The sequence below is a fragment of the Pseudomonas sp. RP-B7 genome (genome assembly GCF_059803535.1).
This window is the reverse complement of the sequence record NZ_JAPFHC010000045.1, coordinates 24,718-45,642: the sequence shown is the minus strand read 5'-3', so window position 1 is coordinate 45,642 and position 20,925 is coordinate 24,718. Positions and strand designations below refer to the sequence as shown.

At 61.4% G+C, this 20,925-nt stretch carries 18 protein-coding genes; 11 read left to right on the top strand and 7 right to left on the bottom strand.

Features of this window, described 5'->3' with window-relative positions; genetic code table 11:
• A partial coding sequence (locus OPU96_RS27035) for a hypothetical protein (RefSeq protein WP_498560027.1) occupies window positions 1–215 on the bottom strand: 215 nt, incomplete at its 3' end.
• On the opposite strand from OPU96_RS27035, the gene OPU96_RS27030 reads away from it, so the two are divergent.
• Window positions 215–2,713, top strand: coding sequence for a LuxR C-terminal-related transcriptional regulator (locus OPU96_RS27030; RefSeq protein ID WP_498560026.1), 2,499 nt, complete (start codon window positions 215–217; stop codon window positions 2,711–2,713). The genes OPU96_RS27035 and OPU96_RS27030 overlap by 1 nt on opposite strands.
• Here OPU96_RS27030 and OPU96_RS27025 read toward each other — a convergent pair.
• A complete protein-coding gene (locus tag OPU96_RS27025) occupies window positions 2,710–3,585 on the bottom strand; it encodes a helix-turn-helix domain-containing protein (RefSeq protein ID WP_498560025.1) in 876 nt (291 codons plus the stop codon). The two genes, OPU96_RS27030 and OPU96_RS27025, sit on opposite strands and share 4 nt — an antisense overlap.
• Window positions 3,586–3,724: 139 nt before the next feature.
• Between OPU96_RS27025 and OPU96_RS27020 the strand changes: the two genes are divergently transcribed.
• Complete coding sequence (locus tag OPU96_RS27020; protein WP_226457273.1) at window positions 3,725–4,627, top strand: DMT family transporter; 903 nt, start codon at window positions 3,725–3,727, stop codon at window positions 4,625–4,627.
• A 121-nt stretch (window positions 4,628–4,748) separates the two neighbouring features.
• Here OPU96_RS27020 and norR read toward each other — a convergent pair whose 3' ends face one another.
• Entirely contained in the window at window positions 4,749–6,272 is a 1,524-nt protein-coding gene (norR, locus tag OPU96_RS27015; protein ID WP_498560024.1) for a nitric oxide reductase transcriptional regulator NorR, read from the bottom strand.
• Window positions 6,273–6,419: 147 nt separating this feature from the next.
• On the opposite strand from norR, the gene hmpA reads away from it, so the two are divergent.
• The 8 genes from hmpA to ptaA all read left to right on the top strand — a co-directional run bounded on the left by hmpA (window position 6,420) and on the right by ptaA (window position 15,121).
• Window positions 6,420–7,601 carry an NO-inducible flavohemoprotein gene (gene hmpA / locus OPU96_RS27010; protein ID WP_498560023.1) on the top strand — a complete coding sequence of 394 codons (1,182 nt, stop codon included), beginning with the start codon at window positions 6,420–6,422 and terminating at the stop codon, window positions 7,599–7,601.
• A 151-nt stretch (window positions 7,602–7,752) separates the two neighbouring features.
• A complete protein-coding gene (locus OPU96_RS27005; RefSeq protein WP_192300582.1) occupies window positions 7,753–8,259 on the top strand; it encodes a disulfide bond formation protein B in 507 nt (168 codons plus the stop codon).
• Between the two features lie 793 nt (window positions 8,260–9,052).
• A complete protein-coding gene (cyoA, locus tag OPU96_RS27000) occupies window positions 9,053–9,994 on the top strand; it encodes a ubiquinol oxidase subunit II (RefSeq protein WP_192300581.1) in 942 nt (313 codons plus the stop codon).
• Window positions 9,995–9,997: 3 nt separating this feature from the next.
• Entirely contained in the window at window positions 9,998–12,016 is a 2,019-nt protein-coding gene (cyoB, locus tag OPU96_RS26995; protein ID WP_192300580.1) for a cytochrome o ubiquinol oxidase subunit I, read from the top strand.
• Between the two features lie 3 nt (window positions 12,017–12,019).
• The gene (locus OPU96_RS26990; RefSeq protein ID WP_060754365.1) at window positions 12,020–12,646 is read left to right on the top strand and encodes a cytochrome o ubiquinol oxidase subunit III; all 627 of its coding nucleotides are present in this window, start codon (window positions 12,020–12,022) and stop codon (window positions 12,644–12,646) included.
• Entirely contained in the window at window positions 12,646–12,981 is a 336-nt protein-coding gene (gene cyoD, locus OPU96_RS26985; protein WP_003176003.1) for a cytochrome o ubiquinol oxidase subunit IV, read from the top strand. Before OPU96_RS26990 ends, cyoD begins: the two co-directional genes overlap by 1 nt.
• An 11-nt stretch (window positions 12,982–12,992) precedes the next feature.
• A complete protein-coding gene (cyoE, locus tag OPU96_RS26980) occupies window positions 12,993–13,880 on the top strand; it encodes a heme o synthase (protein WP_003194050.1) in 888 nt (295 codons plus the stop codon).
• A gap of 146 nt (window positions 13,881–14,026) precedes the next feature.
• Entirely contained in the window at window positions 14,027–15,121 is a 1,095-nt protein-coding gene (gene ptaA, locus OPU96_RS26975) for a pyoverdine biosynthesis transaminase PtaA (protein ID WP_498560022.1), read from the top strand.
• 69 nt (window positions 15,122–15,190) lie between these two features.
• Here ptaA and OPU96_RS26970 read toward each other — a convergent pair whose 3' ends face one another.
• Window positions 15,191–15,895: a hypothetical protein gene (locus OPU96_RS26970; RefSeq protein WP_192300578.1), complete on the bottom strand. Its 705-nt coding sequence runs from the start codon at window positions 15,893–15,895 to the stop codon at window positions 15,191–15,193.
• A gap of 217 nt (window positions 15,896–16,112) precedes the next feature.
• Here OPU96_RS26970 and OPU96_RS26965 point away from each other — a divergent pair, with 217 nt between their 5' ends.
• Window positions 16,113–18,137, top strand: a complete 2,025-nt coding sequence (locus tag OPU96_RS26965) for a c-type cytochrome (RefSeq protein WP_498560021.1) — start codon at window positions 16,113–16,115, stop codon at window positions 18,135–18,137.
• Window positions 18,138–18,179: 42 nt separating this feature from the next.
• On the opposite strand, the gene OPU96_RS26960 is transcribed toward OPU96_RS26965, so the two are convergent.
• From OPU96_RS26960 to OPU96_RS26950, 3 genes are all read right to left on the bottom strand, one after another.
• Window positions 18,180–18,353, bottom strand: coding sequence for a hypothetical protein (locus OPU96_RS26960; RefSeq protein WP_225595684.1), 174 nt, complete (start codon window positions 18,351–18,353; stop codon window positions 18,180–18,182).
• 78 nt (window positions 18,354–18,431) lie between these two features.
• Entirely contained in the window at window positions 18,432–19,505 is a 1,074-nt protein-coding gene (locus OPU96_RS26955) for a hypothetical protein (protein WP_498560020.1), read from the bottom strand.
• A 55-nt stretch (window positions 19,506–19,560) separates the two neighbouring features.
• Window positions 19,561–20,919, bottom strand: a complete 1,359-nt coding sequence (locus OPU96_RS26950) for a hypothetical protein (protein ID WP_226457279.1) — start codon at window positions 20,917–20,919, stop codon at window positions 19,561–19,563.
• Window positions 20,920–20,925 lie beyond the last annotated feature (6 nt).

Below are 20,925 nucleotides of genomic sequence, written 5' to 3'. Positions count from 1 at the left end.
CGCGAATGCAGTGTGTCAGTCAAAGATGCTTCGACTGATCCACCGCCTTCGCGAGCAAGCCCGCTCCCACACAAGCCCTGCTCCCACATTCGTTTGTGTACACCTTGGGTTTTATGGCCGCCAATCACGCCGCTGAATCTTTCTTCAACAACCGCCAACCACAGGACTAGGGTACGCATCAGGTTGCATAACAATAAAAAAGCAGGATGCAGCAATGACCGCCATGACACGCTGCCTGGACCGTCCTGGATTCATGCCCCGGCTGTCCGCCCACCATCTGCTGCGCCCGCGCCTGGCCGAGCCTTTGCTGGCGGCGCAGGCACGGGTCAGGTTGCTCTGCGCCCCCGGTGGCAGTGGCAAGAGCGCCTTGCTCGCCGAGTGCGCGTTGCAGGCACCGGCCGCTTGCCAGGTGTATTGGCTGCCGCTCAATGGCGCCACCCTCAGCCCGCTGGAGTTGTGCCAGCGCCTGGCCCTGAACCTGGGCCTGCCGTTTACCGATGAAGCCACCTTGCTGCTCGACCTTGGTCGCTGGCAGGCCCCGGCTTGGCTGTTTCTCGACGATTTCTGCCGCCAGCCTGCGCCTGCACTGGACGCACTGCTCGATCGCCTGCTCAGCGCCGCCAGCCCGGCGTTGACCTGGTGGCTGGGCGCTCGCCGCCGGCCCATCTGCAACTGGCCGCGCCTGTTGCTCGATGACGAACTGCTGGAATGCAGCGGCAGCGAACTGGCCTTCAGCGCTGCAGACATCCAGGCGCTGGCGCCGGGGCACGAGGTCGACCGCATCCTGCAGTTCAGCGGCGGCTGGTGCGCGGGCGTGCGGATCGCCCTGCTCGGCGACGGGCACCCGGACAAAACCCTGCTCGACTACCTGCAACACGAACTGTTCAGCAGCTTGCCGGCGGAACTGGCCGAGGCCTGGCGCGTGCTTGCCCATCTGCCGCGTTTCAACCCCGGCTTGTGCGAGCACCTGTTCGGCGCCGGCGACGGTGATCAGTACCTGCGCGACTTGCAGGCCCTCGGCGCCTTTATCCAGCCGTGGGAAGACGCCGCCGACTGGCTGCAGGTGTTCCCGCCGCTCGCACAACTGCTGCGCGATGAGCCCTGGCCGGCCAAGCGCTCCTGGCATCGGCGTGCCTGCCAATGGTTCACCGCCGAGGGGGATTGGCAGGCGGCGTTCGAGCAGGCGTTGCTGGCGGAGGAATATGAGATCGCGGTCAGCCTGTTGCAGCACTTCAGTTTCGAGGACCTGTTCCGCCAGCAAAACGCCGTGCTGCTGTTGCGCCTGCACGAGCAGCATGGCGATGAGCTGATGCTCGGTTCGGCGCAACTGGTGGGGTTGGTCACGGCGGCCTTGTTGTTCGCCGGGCGCTTCGAACAGGCGGCGTTGTGCATCGATCAACTGGCGCGTTTCGCGCCGCAACCCAGCGCGGCGCAACAATGCTATCTGCTGGCGCGCTGGCAGGCGCAATGGGGCTGGTTGCTGCATTTGCGTGGCGATGCCGAGCGTTCCCGCGAACATTTTCTTGAAGCGCTGCAAGCTTTGCCCGACAGCGCTTGGACCTCGCGCCTGATGTGCTTGTCGGGGTTGACCCAGCAAGCCTTGCTGCGCGGCGAACTGGAAGTGGCGCAAGCCTTGAGCCGCGAAGCGTTGTGCCTGGCCCGTGCCCACGGGTCATTGGTGTTGGAGGCGTTGCTGGAGTTGGACCACGCTCAATTGCTGGAACAGCGCGGCGCGCCGTACCGGGCGCAGAGCCTGTTGGAAAATGTCCAGGCGATGTTGCTCAAGCAGCGTCTCAAGGCCGGGCCGCTGGTCGGGCGCATCGCCTTGCGCCGTGGGCACCTGGCCTTGCGTCAAGGCCAGGATGCGCTGGCCGCCGAGTGTTTCGATGCCGGCTTGAAGATGTGCCTGCACAGCCAGGACAAGCGCGTGCTCTATGGCTTTCTCGGCCTGGCGTTGCTGGCGGCCAACCATGGCGATTACGCCCAGGCCTTTGTGCAACTGCGCGAGGCCGAGCGGCTGATGCAGCAGCGTCAGGTGCCGGATTCGGTGTATCGCGCGGTGTTGCTGTTGGTCAGTGGGCACTTCTGGTTGCAACAGGGCCGGGCCGAGTTGACGCTGGAAGCGGTGCGGCGGGTGCTGCGTCACTTCCGCGGGCCACAGGCCAAGCAGGCACCGCCGGCGACGTTGGAGTTGATACCGCGTCTGGAATACCTGCTGGTGCTGGCCGAAGTGAAACTGGGTTGTGCCGAGCAACCGTTGGAGCGCTTGCGCGCCTTGCTGGCGACTATCCAGCAGCGCGGCATGTTGTGCCTGGAAACCGAACTGCACCTGGTGCTCGGCGAGGTGGCCTGGCAACTCGGCGACTCGACCCTGGCGCGACGGTCGTTGCAGGCCGGGTTGGAGCTGGCCGCACGTTGCCAGGTGCAGCAGGCCATTCGTGAGCTGCGTTTGCGCTCGCCCGGGTTGTTGAGTGAGGTGGGGCTTGAAGCGCAGGTGTCGCCCGCCGGTGCGGCGGACAATCCCCTGAGCCAGCGCGAACTGGAAGTGCTGCAATTGATCGCCCTAGGCAGCTCCAACCTGGAAATCGCCGACCGTTTGTTTATCTCCCTGCACACGGTCAAGACCCATGCACGGCGCATCCACAGCAAGCTTGGCGTGGAGCGGCGCACGCAAGCGGTGGCCAAGGCGAAGACGTTGGGCCTGATGGTCTAGGCGCTGAACGCCTGGCGGTATTCGCCGGGCGTGGCGCCCATGGCCTGGCGGAAGCGATGGGTGAAGTGGCTGGCGCTGGAAAAACCGCACATCAGGGCGATCTCACCCAGGGGCAGGGCGCTGCTGCGCAGCAGTGCCTGGGCGCGGGTCAAGCGCCGCGCCAGCAGGTATTGGTGCGGCGGCAGGCCGAAGCTTTGGCGGAACATCCGCGCGAAGTGGTATTCCGACAGCGCGCACAGCCCGGCGAGTTGCCCGAGGCTGATGGGGTCTTCCAGGTGCTGATCGATGTAGTCCACCAACCGCCTGCGCTGGTACGCCGCCAGCCCGCCTTTCAAGCGCAACCCATCGCGTGCGCCGACCTGGCTGAGCAGGGTGTGGCTGAGCATTTCGTGGGCCAGGCTGCTGGTCAGCAGGCGTTCGGCCGGTTCGTGCCAGTTGAGGGCGATCAACTGGTGGAAGCGCCGGGCCTGGCTGGCATCTTCCAGGAAGGTGCTTTCGCGCAGTTGCAACGCGCGCGGTTCGCGGTCGAGCAGGGTGACGCAGCCCAGGGCAAATTGCTCCGGGCTGAAATACACGTGGGCCAGGCGGATCTCGCCGTTGATCACCCAGGCCGACTGATGCTCGGCCGGCAGGATGCACAGCTTGTCGGGCCCGCCCTTGGTGCCCGGCTGGTCGCGGCGAAACGTGCCGGTGCCGCCGCCGACGTAGCAGGACAAGGTGTGATGGCTCGGCGCCTGATAATCCTGGGAATCGTGATGGTTGCTCCACAAGGCCGCAGACAAGCCGTCACCGAGCTCGGCACAGGCTTCGAGGCGTGCGTTGGGCGAGCGGTTAAGGGCTTGGAAGACTTGCAGGGATTGCAGATCAGGCATGGCGAGCACTCTGTGGACGCCTTGCATCCTACTCTGCGCTGATGACGCTGTGATCCCACCGCCCGACAAAAGCGCAAGAATCTGCAAGCGGTTTGCTCGGGGCGGGGGCGACACTGGGGCTCAATCGATGGAGCCTGTCATGAACCTTTTCCTGTACTTACTCACCGTGCTGATCTGGGGCACCACCTGGATCGCCCTTAAATGGCAACTGGGCGTGGTGGCGATCCCGGTGTCCATCGTCTATCGCTTCGGTCTCGCGGCGCTGGTGCTGTTTGCGTTGTTGCTGCTCAGCCGCCGGTTGCAGGTGATGAACCGGCGCGGGCATCTGATCTGCCTGGCCCAGGGCTTGTGCCTGTTCTGCGTGAACTTCATGTGCTTCCTGACGGCCAGCCAGTGGATTCCCAGCGGGCTGGTGGCCGTGGTGTTTTCCACGGCGACCTTGTGGAACGCGCTGAACGCCCGGGTGTTTTTCGGCCAGCGCGTGGCGCGCAATGTGTTGATGGGCGGCGGCCTGGGTCTGCTGGGGTTGGGCTTTCTGTTCTGGCCGGAGCTGGTCGGGCACACCGCCAGCCCGCAGACCCTGCTTGGCCTGGGCTTGGCGCTGCTCGGGACGATGTGTTTCTCGGCGGGTAACATGCTGTCGAGCCTGCAACAGAAAGCCGGGCTCAAGCCGCTGACCACCAATGCCTGGGGCATGGCCTATGGTTCGGCGATGTTGGCGACCTATTGCGCGGTGCGCGGGATTCCGTTCGAGATGGACTGGAGCGCGCGGTATATCGGCGCATTGTGGTACCTGGTGATCCCGGGCTCGGTGATCGGGTTTACCGCGTACCTGACCCTGGTCGGACGCATGGGGCCGGAGCGGGCGGCGTACTGCACGGTGCTGTTCCCGGTGGTGGCGTTGAATGTGTCGGCGTTTGCCGAGGGCTATCAATGGACCGGGGCGGCGCTGGTGGGGTTGGTGCTGGTGATGTTGGGGAATGTGTTGGTGTTCAGAAAACCCAAGCCCGTTACCCCCATCCTCAAGGCGCAGCAAATCTAATGTGGGGGCTTGTGTGGGAGCGGGCTTGCTCGCGAAGGCGGTGGGTCAGTCAACGGATTTAGCGACTGACACTGCGCCTTCGCGAGCAAGCCCGCTCCCACATTTGACCGAGTTGACCGGGTTATTTGAGACCGAGGCGCTTGGCCATGCGCCCCAGGTTGGCGCGGTCCAACCCCAGCTCACGGGCCGCACTGGCCCAATTGTGATTGTGACGCTCCAGGCAGGCGCTGATGATCTGGCGTTGAAAGTGCTCGGTGGCCTGGCGCAGGTCGCCCGTGACCACGGGGATCACGTCGTCTGGGGCTTCGATGGCCGGCGCGCTGACGTCAGGCAAGTCCAGGTCCTGGGCGCTCAGGCTGAGAATCTTCGGCCGCTCGCGGCAGTTGCCCAGGGCTTTGAGCGCGCTGCGGCCGATCAAGTGTTCCAACTCTCGCACATTGCCCGGCCAGTTATAGGCCAGCAGCGCCGCCTGGGCATCGCTGCTCAGGCGCAGGCTGCCCAGGCCCATGCGCGAGCGGTTCTGCTCCAGGAAGAAACCCGCCAGCAGCAACACATCGCGCCCGCGCTCGCGCAGGGCCGGGACTTGCAGCGGGTACACGCTGAGGCGGTGGTAGAAGTCGGCGCGGTAGCGGCCGTTGCGCACCTCTTCGGCGAGGTCGCGGTTGGTGGCGGCGATCAGGCGCACGTCGACCTGATGTTCCTTGTCCGAGCCCAGTCGCTGCAACTGGCCGCTTTGCAGCACGCGCAGCAGTTTGGCCTGCACGCTCAGGGACAGTTCGCCGACTTCATCGAGGAACAGCGTGCCGCCGTTGGCCAGTTCGAACTTGCCGCGTCGCTCATTCAGCGCGCCGGTAAAGGCGCCGCGCACATGGCCGAACAGCTCGCTTTCCACCAGGGTTTCCGGCAGAGCGGCGCAGTTGAGGCTGATCAGCGGTTTGTCGGCACGGGCTGACGCAGCATGGATCGCCTGGGCCACCAACTCCTTGCCCACCCCGGTTTCGCCGGTGATCAGAACGGTGAGGTCGCTGCCGCCCACCAGCTTGATCTCTTCCACCAGGCGTTTGTGGGGTTTGCTCTGGCCGATCATTTCCTTGTGCTGCTGGCCGCTGGCCTCGCGATAGATTTCGGCGCGCAGGGTCAGGCGTTCGATACGTTCGGCGACGTTGACGGTCGCGGCCGCGAGGCTGGCGAAGGCTTGCAGGGCGTCGAGTTCGACCCGTTCGAAACGCTCGGTGTCGAGGGCGTCCAGGGTCAGCAGGCCCCATGGCCTGTCGTCGACAAACAGCGGGCAGCCCATGCAGTCGTGGACTTCCAGCTGCCCGTGTATGCCAGCGACGAGACCGTCGTAGGGGTCGGGCAATTCGCTGTCGCTGTCAAAGCGCGTCGGGCCGGGGCTGGCGAGCAATACGGCGAAGCGCGGGTGTTCGCTGACCTTGAAGCGCCGCCCGAGGGTATCGGGGCTCAAGCCATCCACCGCCAGTGGTACCAGCCATTCACCGTCCAGGCGCAACAACGCGGCGGCATCACACGGCAGCAGGGCACGCATGGCTTGCAACAGGCGGCGGTAGCGCTCGCCTTCGGGCAGTTCACGGGACAGGTCGGCGACCAGGGGCAGCAGGGTGGTGAGCAGCGATTGTGCAGTCATAATGACTCCTTGTAGTCCTTATGACTATAATGTGTAGGAAGTCATACTGACTACATATTATTCAACTCATTGAAATATAAGGATTTATAAGTTGGCACGAATACTGAGTAGGTAAAGGCAATCAGTAAAAAGACCCAGGAGTCTGCCATGCTTAGTGCCCAAGACCGTGCCATCGTCAAATCCACTGTGCCCCTGCTGGAAAGCGGTGGCGAAGCGCTGATCACCCATTTCTACCGCATGATGCTCTCCGAGTACCCTGAGGTGCGCCCGCTGTTCAACCAGGCTCACCAAGCCAGTGGCGACCAGCCGCGCGCCCTGGCCAACGGCGTGCTGATGTATGCGCGACACATTGACCAGTTGGACCAGCTGGGTGACCTGGTGGCGAAGATCATCAACAAGCACGTGGCCTTGCAGATCCTGCCGGAGCATTACCCGATCGTGGGGGCCTGCCTGCTGCGGGCGATTTCCGAAGTGCTGGGCAGCGAGATCGCCACCCCTGAAGTGATGAATGCCTGGGGCGCGGCCTACGGCCAACTGGCGGATATTCTGATCGGTGCCGAAAGCGCCATCTACGCTGAAAAAGCCCAGGCCCCCGGCGGTTGGCGCGGTGCGCGGGCGTTCACGCTGGTCAAGCGTGTGGAAGAAAGCGCCGAGATCACGTCCTTCTACTTTGTACCTGTGGATAACGGCCCGATCCTCGCGGCTGCGCCCGGCCAGTACATCGGTATGAAGCTGGTGCTGGACGGCGAAGAAGTGCGCCGCAACTATTCTCTGTCGGCCCTGAGCGATGCCGGCCAGTACCGCATCAGCGTCAAGCGCGAAGCCGGTGGGCGAGTGTCCAACTACCTGCATGATCAACTGCAGGTTGGCGCGACCATCGACCTGTTCCCGCCGGCGGGCGAGTTCACCTTGGCGGCCAGTGATAAACCGCTGGTGCTGATCAGCGGCGGGGTGGGTATCACACCGACCCTGCCAATGCTCGAAGCCGCGCTGGCGACCGAGCGCCCGGTGCACTTTATCCACTGCGCGCGCAATGGCGGGGTGCATGCGTTCCGCGATTGGGTGGATGCCCTGGCGGCCAAGCACCCGCAACTCAAGCGCTTCTATTGCTACGCCGAGGATGACGGGGTGAGCCCTGCGGCAGACAAGGTGGGCTTGTTGAGCCAGGCGCAACTGGCGGCGTGGTTGCCCGAGCAGCGTGATGTGGATGCGTATTTCCTCGGGCCCAAGGGCTTCATGGCGGCGGTCAAGCGTCACCTCAAGGCGTTGGGGGTTCCAGAGAAACAAAGCCGGTATGAGTTCTTCGGTCCGGCTGCGGCATTGGAGTAACACACTGTCCGAATTGTGGGAGCGGGCAAGCCTGCTCCCACATGGGGTCGCTATTGCGACTGATTAATCTCCTGTTAACCCCTTTCTGTTTAAACCTCTCTCTGTGTGTAAACTTGCGGCCATTGGCATGACCAGACAAAGGGAAACAGAGATGAGTGACGAATTGCGTTTAGGCAGGGAGCGGCGCTTTCTGGTGTTGCTGGGCATCATCTGCCTGGCGCTGATCGGTGGTGCACTTTATATGCAGGTCGTGCTGGGCGAGGCGCCGTGCCCGCTGTGCATCCTGCAACGCTATGCGCTGCTGCTGATTGCGGTCTTCGCCTTCCTCGGCGCGGCCATGCGCCGCAAAGGCGCGGTGACGCTGTTCGAAGGCCTGGTGGTGCTCAGCGCCCTCGGCGGCGTGGCAGCAGCCGGCCATCATGTGTACACCCAGTTCTTCCCCCAGGTCAGTTGCGGCATCGATGTGCTGCAACCGATCGTCGACGACCTGCCCCTGGCCAAGGTGTTCCCCCTGGGCTTCCAGGTCGACGGTTTCTGCAGCACGCCGTATCCGCCGATACTGGGCCTGTCCCTGGCGCAATGGGCGCTGGTGGCGTTCGTGCTGACGGTGATCCTGGTGCCGCTGGGTATTTACCGTAACCGCCAACGCCGCACCTGAGTGTTGACTGAAACGCCCCGGTCCTCCTTGAGGGAAGTCCGGGGCGTTTTTGTTTGTAGGGTTTTGTGAACAGAGCGTGACGCGGGACAATTCCGGGTGCGCGCAGCGTGCGACATGTTGTCACACGGAAGCTGCCGCAGGACGTTTCCGACTCGCTCATTGCCTCGTTAAATTTGCCTAAAACGCGCAAATTGTGCTGTCAGTTCGTGGTTTGGACGAGGCGGCGCAGCTCACGCCGCCCGTGCCTTTGAGTGATGTCCGAATGCCTTGTTTTCTGGGGGGTTGGGTACGTTTAACGTGCCCTTACACGGGGTAAGGGCTGTGTCGCTTTGTGCAATAACACGGCAATTTTTGTGGTTTTTGTTGAGAATCGAACACGATAAGATCGCGAACCTTTGCGGTTTTGGTGAAGGATTGTTGCTGTAATCGATAAAAATTATTTCTTTATAAGACATGGTTTATACATCGCTAGCTAACTACAATCGCCCGCACTGAATGTCCGGTGCTGTTCAATATTTGAGCACTGGAGCGGTCGAGGGGCAGATGGATGGCTCTGTGCGACCCCAAGGTTCCGGCAGCCTTTCAACTATCCGCACCAAATGGAATTGGTCTGTAACAAGGCCTTTAACCACGAAATCGAATAAGAACTCACCGCAGGTCCGCGAAACGCGCCGTTAAATGGCGTGATGGGCAGGCTCTTATTCAATCGAAGAGAAATGCCAACCCTTGGCAGGGTGAAGTGTTGGCGATCAAAACCCAACTGCATTGCGCAAGCTGCTTTAGAGGTCGTGAGATGAGTAAAAACAGGTACCCCCGATTACTAGGCTTTTTGCCGCTGCTTGGCATGATGTTAATGCTGGGAGGCTGCAAGTGGACCTTGCTCGACCCGAAAGGACAGGTCGGCCTGGATGAACGAAACCTGATCATCACCGCTACCCTGCTGATGCTGCTGGTCGTGGTCCCTGTGATCATCATGACCTTCGCGTTCGCCTGGAAATATCGCGCGTCGAACACCAGCGCGACCTACGCGCCGAAGTGGTCGCACTCCACCAAGATCGAAATCGCGGTGTGGCTGGTCCCGATCCTCATCATCATTGCCCTGGGTTATGTGACCTACAAGTCCACCCACGCTCTGGACCCGTACCGTCCGCTGGAATCCGACGTCAAGCCGATCAACATCGAAGTCGTCGCGCTGGACTGGAAGTGGCTGTTCATCTACCCAGACCTGGGTATCGCCACTGTTAACCAGATCCGCTTCCCGGAACACACTCCGCTGAACTTCAAGATCACCTCCGACGCCGTGATGAACTCGTTCTTCATCCCAGCCCTGGGCGGCCAGATCTACGCGATGGCAGGCATGCAGACCAAGCTGCACCTGATCGCCAACCAGAAAGCTGAAATGGAAGGCATCTCCGCCAACTACAGCGGCGCTGGCTTCACCGGCATGAAATTCAAAGCGATCTCGACAAGCCAGGAAGAATTCGACGCCTGGGTAGCCGAAGTCAAGGCCGCACCTAAACAGCTTGATCAAGCTGAATACGACGCCCTGGCCAAACCAAGCCAGAACAATCCAGTCGCCCTGTACTCCACGTACGAGCCGAACCTGTTTCAGAAAATCGTCGACAAGTACGAAGGTATGAAGCCAGGCAAGCCGGTCAAGCACGAGAAGAAAGAAGTGGCCGCGGTTGAAGGTTCTGACACGGGCTCGCATTCAACTGCTGGGGCAGAGGAGTAAACGATGTTTGGTAAATTAAGTTGGGATGCGATCCCGTTCCACGAGCCGATTGTGATGATTACCATCGCCATGATCGCGCTGGGTGGTCTGGCACTGTTCGCGGCAATCACTTATTTCAAGAAGTGGACCTACCTGTGGACCGAGTGGCTGACTTCGGTTGACCACAAGAAAATCGGCGTCATGTACATCATCGTGGCCATGGTCATGCTGCTGCGTGGTTTTGCCGACGCCATCATGATGCGTACCCAGTTGGCCATGGCCACCGAGGGTTCGCCTGGCTACCTGCCACCTGAACACTATGACCAGATCTTCACCGCCCACGGTGTGATCATGATCATCTTCATGGCGATGCCATTCTTCACCGGCCTGATGAACCTTGCAGTGCCGCTGCAGATCGGCGCGCGTGACGTTGCCTACCCGTTCCTGAACTCCCTGAGCTTCTGGCTGCTGGTTTCCGGCGTGGTGCTGATCAACGTATCCCTGGGCGTCGGCGAATTCGCCAAGACCGGTTGGGTTGCGTATCCGCCGCTGTCGGGCATTCAGTACAGCCCTGGCGTGGGTGTGGACTACTACATCTGGGCCCTACAGTTATCAGGACTCGGGACGACGCTGACGGGGGTCAACTTCCTGGCCACCGTGCTGAAAATGCGCGCCCCTGGCATGAAACTGATGGACATGCCGATCTTCACCTGGACCTGCACCTGGGCCAACGTCCTGATCGTGGCTTCGTTCCCGATCCTGGCCGCCACCATGGCGCTGCTGTCGCTTGACCGTTACCTGGATTTCCACATTTTCACCAATGAACTTGGTGGCAATCCAATGATGTACGTGAACCTGTTCTGGGCATGGGGTCACCCTGAGGTGTACATCCTGATCCTGCCAGCGTTCGGTATCTTCTCCGAAGTGATCTCGACCTTTACCGGCAAGCGCCTGTTCGGTCACCACTCGATGGTTTACGCATCGGGCGCAATCTCTGTACTGGGCTTCATGGTTTGGCTGCACCACTTCTTCACCATGGGTTCGGGGGCCAGCGTCAACGCCTTCTTCGGCCTGGCGACGATGCTGATTTCCATCCCGACGGGGGTGAAGCTATTCAACTGGCTGTTCACCATCTACCACGGTCGTCTGCGCATGACCAGCCAGGTCCTGTGGACCCTGGGCTTCATGGTGACCTTCGCCATCGGCGGCATGACTGGCGTACTGCTGGCCATCCCGGGTGCTGACTTCGTCCTGCACAACAGCCTGTTCGTGATCGCGCACTTCCATAACGTGATCATCGGTGGTGCGGTATTCGGTTACATCGCTGGCTTCAGCTTCTACTTCCCGAAAGCGTTCGGCTTCAAGCTGCACGAAGGCTGGGGCAAGGCTGCATTCTGGTTCTGGATCTCGGGCTTCTTCGTCGCGTTCATGCCGCTCTACGCGCTGGGCTTCATGGGCATGACCCGTCGTCTGAACGCCACTACCAACCCTGAGTGGGTGCCGTACCTGTACGTCGCCATGTTCGGTGCGGTGATGATCGCTGTGGGTATCGCCTGCCAGCTGATCCAGTTGTACGTGAGTATCCGTGATCGCAAGCAGAACATGTGCGAGTCCGGCGACCCATGGAATGGCCACACCCTGGAATGGTCGACTTCGTCGCCACCACCGTTCTACAACTTCGCCGTGATCCCGACTGCGAACACCATTGATGCGTTCACCGAAGCCAAGGAAGACGGTACTGCGTACCAGAAACCGGCCAAATATGAACCGATCCACATGCCAAGCAACACCGCCACTGGCGTGGTGATGGGTGCGCTGTTGACCGTGTTCGGTTTCGCGATGATCTGGCACATCTGGTGGCTGGCAATCGTGAGCCTGGTTGGCACTATCGGTTACTTCATCGTTCACGCAGCCCGTGACGATCAAGGCTACATGGTGCCGGTCGAAGAGATCGAACGCATCGAAGCCGAGCAGCACGCTCGCCTGGTAGCCGAGAAGAAAATCCCGGCCAACCGTGTTGAAACCTCGTTGGAACAGGCTTAAACCATGTCGAACTTAGTGACCAATGCTGGACACGCCCATGTCGATGACCATGGGCACGATGACCATCACCACGACTCGGGGCCGATGACCGTTTTCGGTTTCTGGCTCTACCTGATGACCGACTGCATCTTGTTTGCGTCGATCTTCGCGGTGTACGCGGTACTGGTAAACAACACTGCCGGTGGCCCGTCGGGCCACGACATCTTCGAACTGCCCTACGTGCTCGGCGAAACCGCCTTGCTGTTGTTCAGTTCGATCACCTACGGCTTCGCGATGTTGGCCTTCTACAAGGGCAACAAGAAAGGCGTACTGAGCTGGTTGGCACTGACCTTCCTGTTCGGCCTGGGCTTCATCGGCATGGAGATCAACGAGTTCCACCTGCTGATCTCCGAAGGTTACGGCCCGCACCGTTCCGGCTTCCTGTCCGCGTTCTTCACGCTGGTAGGCACCCACGGTCTGCACGTATCCGCCGGCCTGCTGTGGATGGCGGTGATGATGTATCAGGTCAATAAACACGGCCTGACCAACACCAACAAGACTCGCCTGAGCTGCCTGAGCCTGTTCTGGCACTTCCTGGACGTGGTCTGGATCTGCGTATTCACCGTTGTCTACCTGATGGGGACTCTGTAATGGCTAATGCACACTCCCATGACAGCCACGATGCAAGCCACGGCAGCGTCAAGTCGTACGCTATCGGCTTCATCCTGTCGGTCATCCTGACCCTGATCCCGTTCGGCCTGGTGATGTACCCGACCCTGCCGAAATCGATCACCTTGATGATCGTGTTGGCATTCGCGGTAATCCAGGTTCTGGTTCACCTGGTGTACTTCCTGCACCTGGACCGTTCCGAGGCCCAGCGTGAGAACGTGATTGCGTTCGTGTTCGCAGGCCTGGTGATCGTTCTGCTGGTTGGTCTGTCGCTGTGGATCATGTTCAGCATCCACACCTACATGATGGCGAAGTGAGGTAAGACCCGATGTCGCTTAAGCACTTTATCCAAATCACCAAACCGGGGATCATTTTCGGTAACGTGCTTTCTGTGGCGGGCGGTTTCTTCCTGGCCTCCAAGGGACATGTCGATCTGGCCATCTTCCTGGCTGCGATGATCGGTACGTCCCTGGTGGTGGCTTCCGGTTGCGTGTTCAACAACTGCATCGACCGTGACATCGACATCAAGATGGAGCGCACCAAGAATCGCGTGCTGGTCCAGGGCCTCATCTCCCTGAAGCTGGCACTGATCTATGCGACCGTCCTCGGTGTTGCCGGTGTGGCGTTGTTGTACAAGGTGGCCAACCCGCTGGCGGCGCTGTTCGCCGTGATCGGTTTTGTCATCTACGTCGGCCTCTACAGCCTGTACCTCAAGCGCAAGTCGGTGCACGGCACGCTGGTGGGCAGTCTGTCGGGGGCGATGCCGCCGGTGATTGGTTATGTGGCTGTGACCAATAGCTTCGACATGGCCGCGCTGACGCTACTGGTGATGTTCAGCCTGTGGCAGATGCCGCACTCCTACGCCATTGCGATTTTCCGCTTCAATGACTACCTGGCTGCGTCGATTCCGGTTCTGCCGGTCAAGCGTGGCATCCAGGTGGCCAAGAAACACATCCTGCTCTACATCTTGGCCTTCCTCGTGGCGACCTTGATGTTGACCTTCAGTGGCTATGCCGGCATGAGCTACCTTGCCGTCGCCGCCGCCATGGGCATGTACTGGTTGTACATGGCCTGGACCGGCTACAAGGCGGTGGATGACACCGTCTGGGCGCGCAAGCTGTTCGTGTTCTCGATCTTCACCATCACCGCGCTCAGCGTGATGATGTCCCTGGATTTCCAAGTGCCGAAAGAGCTTCTGCTGACCTACGCTCACTGAGTGGTCGCGCAGTGAAAGAGCCCCGCCTTCGAGAGAAGCGCGGGGCTTTTTCTTGGGCGGGCGGTTAAATCGGACTAGGCTTTTCTCGTCTTACCCTCAAGTACGAGCTGTGCGAATCCATCCCCCGCCTTACAAGGAGTTGTCACATGGTCAGCGTTAGTCGTCGGTCCCTTCTCGCCGTGGGCGCAGCCCTGCCGCTGTTAGGGCGTCTGGACTGGGCGGTAGCGGCCCCGAAGGCGGCAAAGTCTGACAAGGTGCGGCTCAACTACAACGAAAGCCCCTACGGCCCATCGGGCGCTGCGCGTGAGGCGATGCAACGCGGCATCGCCAGCGCCGGGTTGTACCCCTACGGCCACATGTACGCACTGGCCGGGCTGTTCGCCCAGCAGCAAGGGCTTGCCGAGGACCAAGTGGCGGTGTTTTCCGGCTCCATGGCCGCGCTGCGGTTTGCGGTCCTGGCGTTTACCAGTGAAACCCGCGGGCTGGTGATGGCCACGCCGTCCTATGAAGTCCCGCGCCAGGCGGCCGAATCGCGCAAGGCGCCAGTGAAAGAGGTCGACCTCAACGCCGAACACGCCCACGACGTGCCCGCCATGCTCGCCGCCGCCCCCCAGGCCGGCATGCTCTACCTGTGCAACCCCAACAACCCCACCGGCACCATGACTCCCACCGAGGCGATCCGCCACGCACTGGCGAACAAACCCAAGGGCAGCGTGCTGGTGGTGGACGAGGCTTACATCGACTTTTCCGACGCTCCCAGCGTGATCAGTTGGGTCAAGGAACACGATGACCTGCTGGTGCTGCGCACCTTCTCGAAAATCTACGGCATGGCCGGTGCCCGCGTCGGCCTGGCGGTGGGGCACCCGAAGTTGCTGGAACAACTGGCGGTGTTCGGCGGCGACAATGTCCCGGCCGGTTCGGCGCTGCTCGGCGCCAAGGCCAGCCTGGAAGACATCAAGCTACTGCCCCAGCGCAAGGCGCTCAACGCACAACTGCGCGACGAGACCGTGGCATGGCTGAAGGGGCGTGGGTTTACCTGCACGGTGTCCCAGAGCAACTGCTTCATGATCGACGTGAAGCAGCCGGCCGAGCAGGTTATCGAGCGCCTGGCAGAGCAGGGTGTGTTGATCGGGCGGGTGTGGAAGAACTGGCCGCAGTGGGTGCGGGTGACGGTGGGGAACAAGCAGGATATGCAGCGCTTTCGTGAGGCGTTTGCGGCGCAGGATGTGCGGGCTGTCTGACCCCGCATGAAACAGATGTGGGAGCGGGCTTGCTCCCACATTCAGTTCGGCGGTGTCGCTGGCGACGTGTTATTGCTGGACGATGCTGTAACCGTCAAACGCACGCTGCTGCTGCAACGCGGTGATCACACTCTTGCGGCTCAGCGGTTGCTCAGCGCCGGTGTTGTCCACGAAGCTTTCCACTTCCAACTCAGCCTCATCCCCTTCACCCACAAAGCTGAAGCCCAGGAATTCAAACGCCTCGCGGTCAACGTTCAGCTTCGAGCGCGGTGTGCGCAATGGCAGGGTGACGCTGATCCCATCCTTGCTGATCACAAACACTTCGGCTTCTTTCTTCGGGCGCGAGGCCTTGCTCTTGCCGGCGCTTGGGTTGCTGATGGCCTGGTGGCTCTGGTTCAGCACCTTCAACGCCAGGCCGTAGACCAACTCCTGGAACTCGGGGTCGTCCTTGAAGCTGGACAGGATGCGGCTGATGGAGAACTTGCTGCTCAGGTCTTCCAGGGCAATGTTGTCGGCGGCCTCGGCGTCCTTGAGTTGCTTGAGCTGGCCCATCAGGTCGTAGGCCTTGTCATCGTCGAAAGCGTCGTGGGCCTGGCGGATCGCCACGCGCAGTTCGCGGATCTGATCGCTTTCCTTGGAGGTGTGAAACGCGTCCAGCACCATTTCGCTGATGATCTTGGCCGCTGGCACATGCTGTGAAAGATTGATGGCGTTTTCGTATTCAGCTTTGGATTGCAAGGCGACTACGGATTCTTCGTGGTGGGAATCAGACATTGAAATTTCACTACTTCAGTAAACGGGAGACAAAAAAGCGTCGCGCATTTTCAAGGCGTGGGGGGATCAGGTCAAGGCAGCACATTGCCCCTGACCCATATCAAAACCCCCTGCCCGCATATCCGTTACAACAACCCTGCCTGATGAACCTATAAAAACGACCACTGACCTGCGCCAAGGGGACCTCCCCACGCCAGGTGATTAAAGGACTAACACGATGGCGCTTTCTCTTGCACGCCTGGCCATGCTGGGGGCGACGCTGAGCGTGGCGCTTCCCCTGCACGCCAGCGCCCCCGACACCCCACTGATCGAGCATGGCAAGTACGTCGCGCAACTGGGCGACTGCATCGCTTGCCACACTGCCAAGCAAGGCCAAGTGATGGCGGGCGGGCTGGAGCTGAGCACGCCGATGGGCACGATCTTTTCCAGCAATATCACGCCCGACCGTGACACCGGCATCGGCAACTACACCTACGAGCAATTCGACCGGGTCATGCGCGAAGGTGTCACGCCCAGCGGTATGAACCTGTACCCGGCGATGCCATATCCGTCCTACGCCAAGATGAGCGAAGACGATATGCGCGCCTTGTACGCCTACCTGATGCAAGACGTAGCGCCTGTGCAGCAAGCCAACCGTGAAGCCGACATGGGTTTCCCGTTCAACCAGCGCTGGGGCCTGGCGCTGTGGAATTTCGCCTTTCTCGACAAGCGGCCCTTCCAGCCGGACCCGGCGCGGGATGCACAGCTCAACCGCGGCGCCTACCTCGTCCAGGGCCTGGGCCATTGCGGTTCCTGCCACACGCCGCGTGGCATCGCCTTCCAGGAAAAAGCCCTGAGTGATGAAGGCCGCAGTGGCCAGCATTACCTGGCTGGCGAAACCGTAGAGCATTGGCGCGCCCTGAGCCTGCGCAACCTGTGGACCGTGGAAGACACCGTGCAATTGCTCAAGACCGGGCAAAACCGCTTCGCCACGGTCGCCGGCAACATGGCCGATGTGATCCACCACAGCACCCAGCATTTCAGCGATGACGACCTCACGGCCATCGCCCGCTACCTCAAGTCCCTGCCACCGGGCAAAGACGATTTGCCAATGCCGTCCGTGGCCCAGGCACCCGCTGCGCCGCCGACGGATCTGTTCACCAGCCGTGGCGGCCTGGGTTACATGCAGTTCTGCAGCGACTGCCATCGCAGCGACGGCACCGGTGTCAAAGGCCTGTTCCCGCCGCTGGCGGGCAATCCGGGAATTGCCTCCAGCAACCCGACGTCACTGCTGCACATCACCCTGACGGGTTGGGAAACCGCGCAAACGGCCGCTCACCCACGGGTCTACACCATGCCCGGTTTCGCCCGCCTGGCCGATCAGGAAATCGCCGAGATCCTCAGCTTTGTGCGCACGAGCTGGGGCAATGGGGGCACGCCCATCAGCGCGGCGCAGGTCAAAACGCTGCGTGACCAGCTCAACCCGGTGACCACCGATTCAACGGCATTTGAAACCCCGCGCCTGGCCGATCTGCTCGCCGCGCCCAACGCCGACCAAGTGGTGCGCGGCATGCGCCTGCATCTGCAAACCAAGGCATTGTTGCCGGACAACGTCGGCAACTCGCTCAATTGCACCAGTTGCCATCTCAACGCCGGTACCGTGGCGGACGGTTCGCCCTTTGTCGGCGTGTCGGCATTCTTCCCCAGCTACGCGCCGCGTGCGGGCAAGGTGGTGAGCCTGGAAGAACGCATCAACGGCTGTTTCCGTCGCTCGATGAACGGCAAGCCGTTGCCGCCGCAATCGGCAGATATGCAAGCGATGGTCGCCTACTTCGACTGGATGAAAAACAACACCGGCCCCGCAGACAAAGTCGCCGGGCGCGGCGTGGGCAAGGTCGACCCGGCGATCAAGCCGGACCTGGTCAATGGTCAAGCGGTCTACGCCAAGCAATGTGCGGTGTGCCATGGCGACAACGGCCAGGGCCTGGCGCGCGCCGACGGCGAACTGATCTACCCGCCGCTGTGGGGCGAGCAATCGTTCAATATCGGCGCCGGCATGGCCCGCACCTATACGGCGGCGGCATTCGTCAAACGCAACATGCCAATAGGCTTTCACGAGAAATTTCCGCTAGGGCAGGGTGGTTTGTCCGACCAGGACGCAGTGGATGTCGCGGCGTATTTCTCGGGGCAACCGCGCCCGGACTTCCCGGACAAGGTCAAGGATTGGCCCAATGGCGGCAAGCCCGCCGATGCACGTTATTGATGGGCTGAAAACGGGGAGCCGCCGGGCTCCCCGCGCAGCGGCCTAGGGGTAGGTGACCGCTCCCACCGAGCAGCTTTGCTTGTTGCTTTCATAACTGTTGGCCCGCACCGTCCACGTGCCGCCCTGGGTGGTGCCCAGCCAGATGGCGATGGTGGTGATCAGCGTCGCGTCATGGACGTGCTTGTCCTGGCGCCAGCAGACTTTCAGTTCGGTCATGGTTCCGTCTTTCGTGAATTTTTCCTGGCAATAGCTGGCCATGGTTGGGTTCTCCCTGAGTGGATGGCGGTACAACGCTTAATGACCCGTGGCGCTCGGGATGCTGATCACCCCGAGCAACACCGGTATGTCGATGTCGGTGGAATCAAGCTCAATATCGAACTGGTCCGAGCCCGCGCTCGTCACCGCGCCGGCCTGCACCGAGAACGGGCCGATGCGGCTCACATTGCTGGCCAATTGCTGGGCCGATTGCAGGGTGCTGGCGCGCAGTTTCAGGCACGGGCGAAAGCCCAGCACTGCCTTGAGCGGCAGCAGGCCAAGCGGGCCGTCGAGCGCCAGAAAGGGCGGTGCGCCAGCGGGCAATGGGTAACGGGTGGCGTCGAAGAAGCTCGGGTCGAGCCACGCGGCGGGGCTCAGGCTGAAGGTGCCGAAGGCCTGCATCGACACGCTCAAGCTCAGCGTCGTGGTGTCGTCCAGGGCGGCGAGGCTGGCCGTATCCACTTGGATAAAGGCAGGCGCGCTTTCCGGCACGTTGACGCTGACGGCATCGAGCACTGCCACGGGTGCAACGCGTGCTTGCCACTGTGCAAACGTGGCGCTCCAGTTTTCCAGGGCATAGCCGGGATACAGGTACTGAGGAGCGCCCGCCGCCAGTTGCACCCACATGTTGGTCGCGACCTTCTCCGGCTGCATGGCCAGCCAGCATTGATTGAGTGCCGCGCAAATCTCGGGGACGCTCGGCCCCAGCGTTGCCATCAGGTGTTGATGGGTCTGGGACAGCGGTGTGCTGTTCAGTTGTTGGGCCTGCAAGGGATTGGGCGGCGTCGAGGTGCTCACCAGTTGCCGATACCGATCAAAGTCGACCGGGCTGGCGTTTACGTTCGCCAGAGATGCCGGTTGTGCGGCTTCCAGCAAGTAGCTGAGGTAAATCCAGTAAGCGGTGAACACCCCGCTGTGGATCGAATAAGTCCCCGTAGGCACGGGAATGCCATTGCCCAACTGGTAGATGCTGGCGTTGCATATGGCCGGAATCGGGCTACCCAGGTCGGTGTAGGTGTTGAGCGCGGTAATCGAAAACACTTCGCCGGGTGCTACTTGGGCCAGGTTGGCCAAGGTTTGGTCGTATAGCTGCCAAAGCGTTGGGTCTGCCACGCGCGATGCTCCTGTGCCATGAAGCCGGGAGCCGCGAAGGCTCCCGGCCGGGCTGTCACTGGCCCAGTTGTTGGCTGACCACACCCAACAGAATCGGCAGGCTGCTGTGGATCGGACCGATGGTCACGGTGGCCGAGGCGTCATCCCAACGGATGTCTTGTTTGCTGCCATAGGCGGACGTGGTCGCCGACCCGATGCGGAACGGGCCGATGCCGATGGACGCGGTGGCCTGGGATTGCCAGCTGCTTTTCACGTTGCTGTAGTCGCTGGCCTTCATTTTCAGTTTCACCGTTGGCTCAAAGCCGACCACCAGTTGCGTCGGCACGGCCGCCAGGGAGCCGTTTTCGCCGAAGAAGGCCGGCGAGCCCGGTTTGAGTTTGTTCTGGAAGGTGTTCACCAGTGAACCGTTATCCCACCAGGCGCCCGGAGCGATGATAAAGCTGCCCAGACCAGTGAAGTCGACGGTCAGCGAGAAGTCGCTGCTTGAGGTGTCGATGCTGGTTTTCTGGCCACTGGCGGAACCGCTGGCGGTGAAGTTGAAAAAATCACCGAACAGGCTGGCATTCGCCGAAGCACTCCAGCCGGATTGGCTGAAACTGTAACTGGCGGTGCTGGAGCTGACCGAGATCGAGGCCCCGACCTGCCCGGCGACGCTGGCGGCTTGCCAGGCTGCATACGCGGTGGAAAATCCTTGCAGGGTGTAGGACGGAGCAAAGGACGATACCAACGCACTGGCCGGTGGTGGAGTGGTGCCACCGACGACCACCGGCTGTGAACCCGGCGCTGCGATCGACCCGGAGGTCACGGCCATGTTGAACGGGTTTTGCGCGGTGAGGCTCTGCGCACCGTTGATCCCGACCTTGCTGCGTGCTTGCTGCAACGGCACATACCCGGCGCCATACGCCTGCACCATCAACGAATCGAGGGCGTTGGCGGCACCAATCAGGTTGTTGTTGGCGGTGACGTAGCTTGGGTAGCTTTGTACGACCCACGTCGAGAACGGCACAAACGGTGGAGAGTTGATGGCTTTGTAGTTGACGTACTGCTGGATCGCCTGGGTGGTGACGTTGTTGAACGCGGTTTGCGCGGTGTTCAACGCCGACGTGGCAAGGTTCACCTGGCTGGCCAGGTTCGGGTTGGGGATCGCGCCCAGGTCGATGCAGTCCAGAAACACCGCGTAGCTGGTCAGCAGGCCGCCGGCCGGCGAGTACGACGGGCTGTTGGCGGGCACCACATCGCCCAGGCCGTGGATGTAGTAATTGACGATCGTCGGGTCGACGTTGCCCAGGTCGACGTTCAGCGTGGTGGAACCTGCGCTGAAGCGCTGACCGCCGCCCAGCCCACCGCTCAATGCTTGATTTTGTACAGCCCCCATCCATTTTGCCCACAGGTCCAGCGTATCAACGTTAGCCATGACATT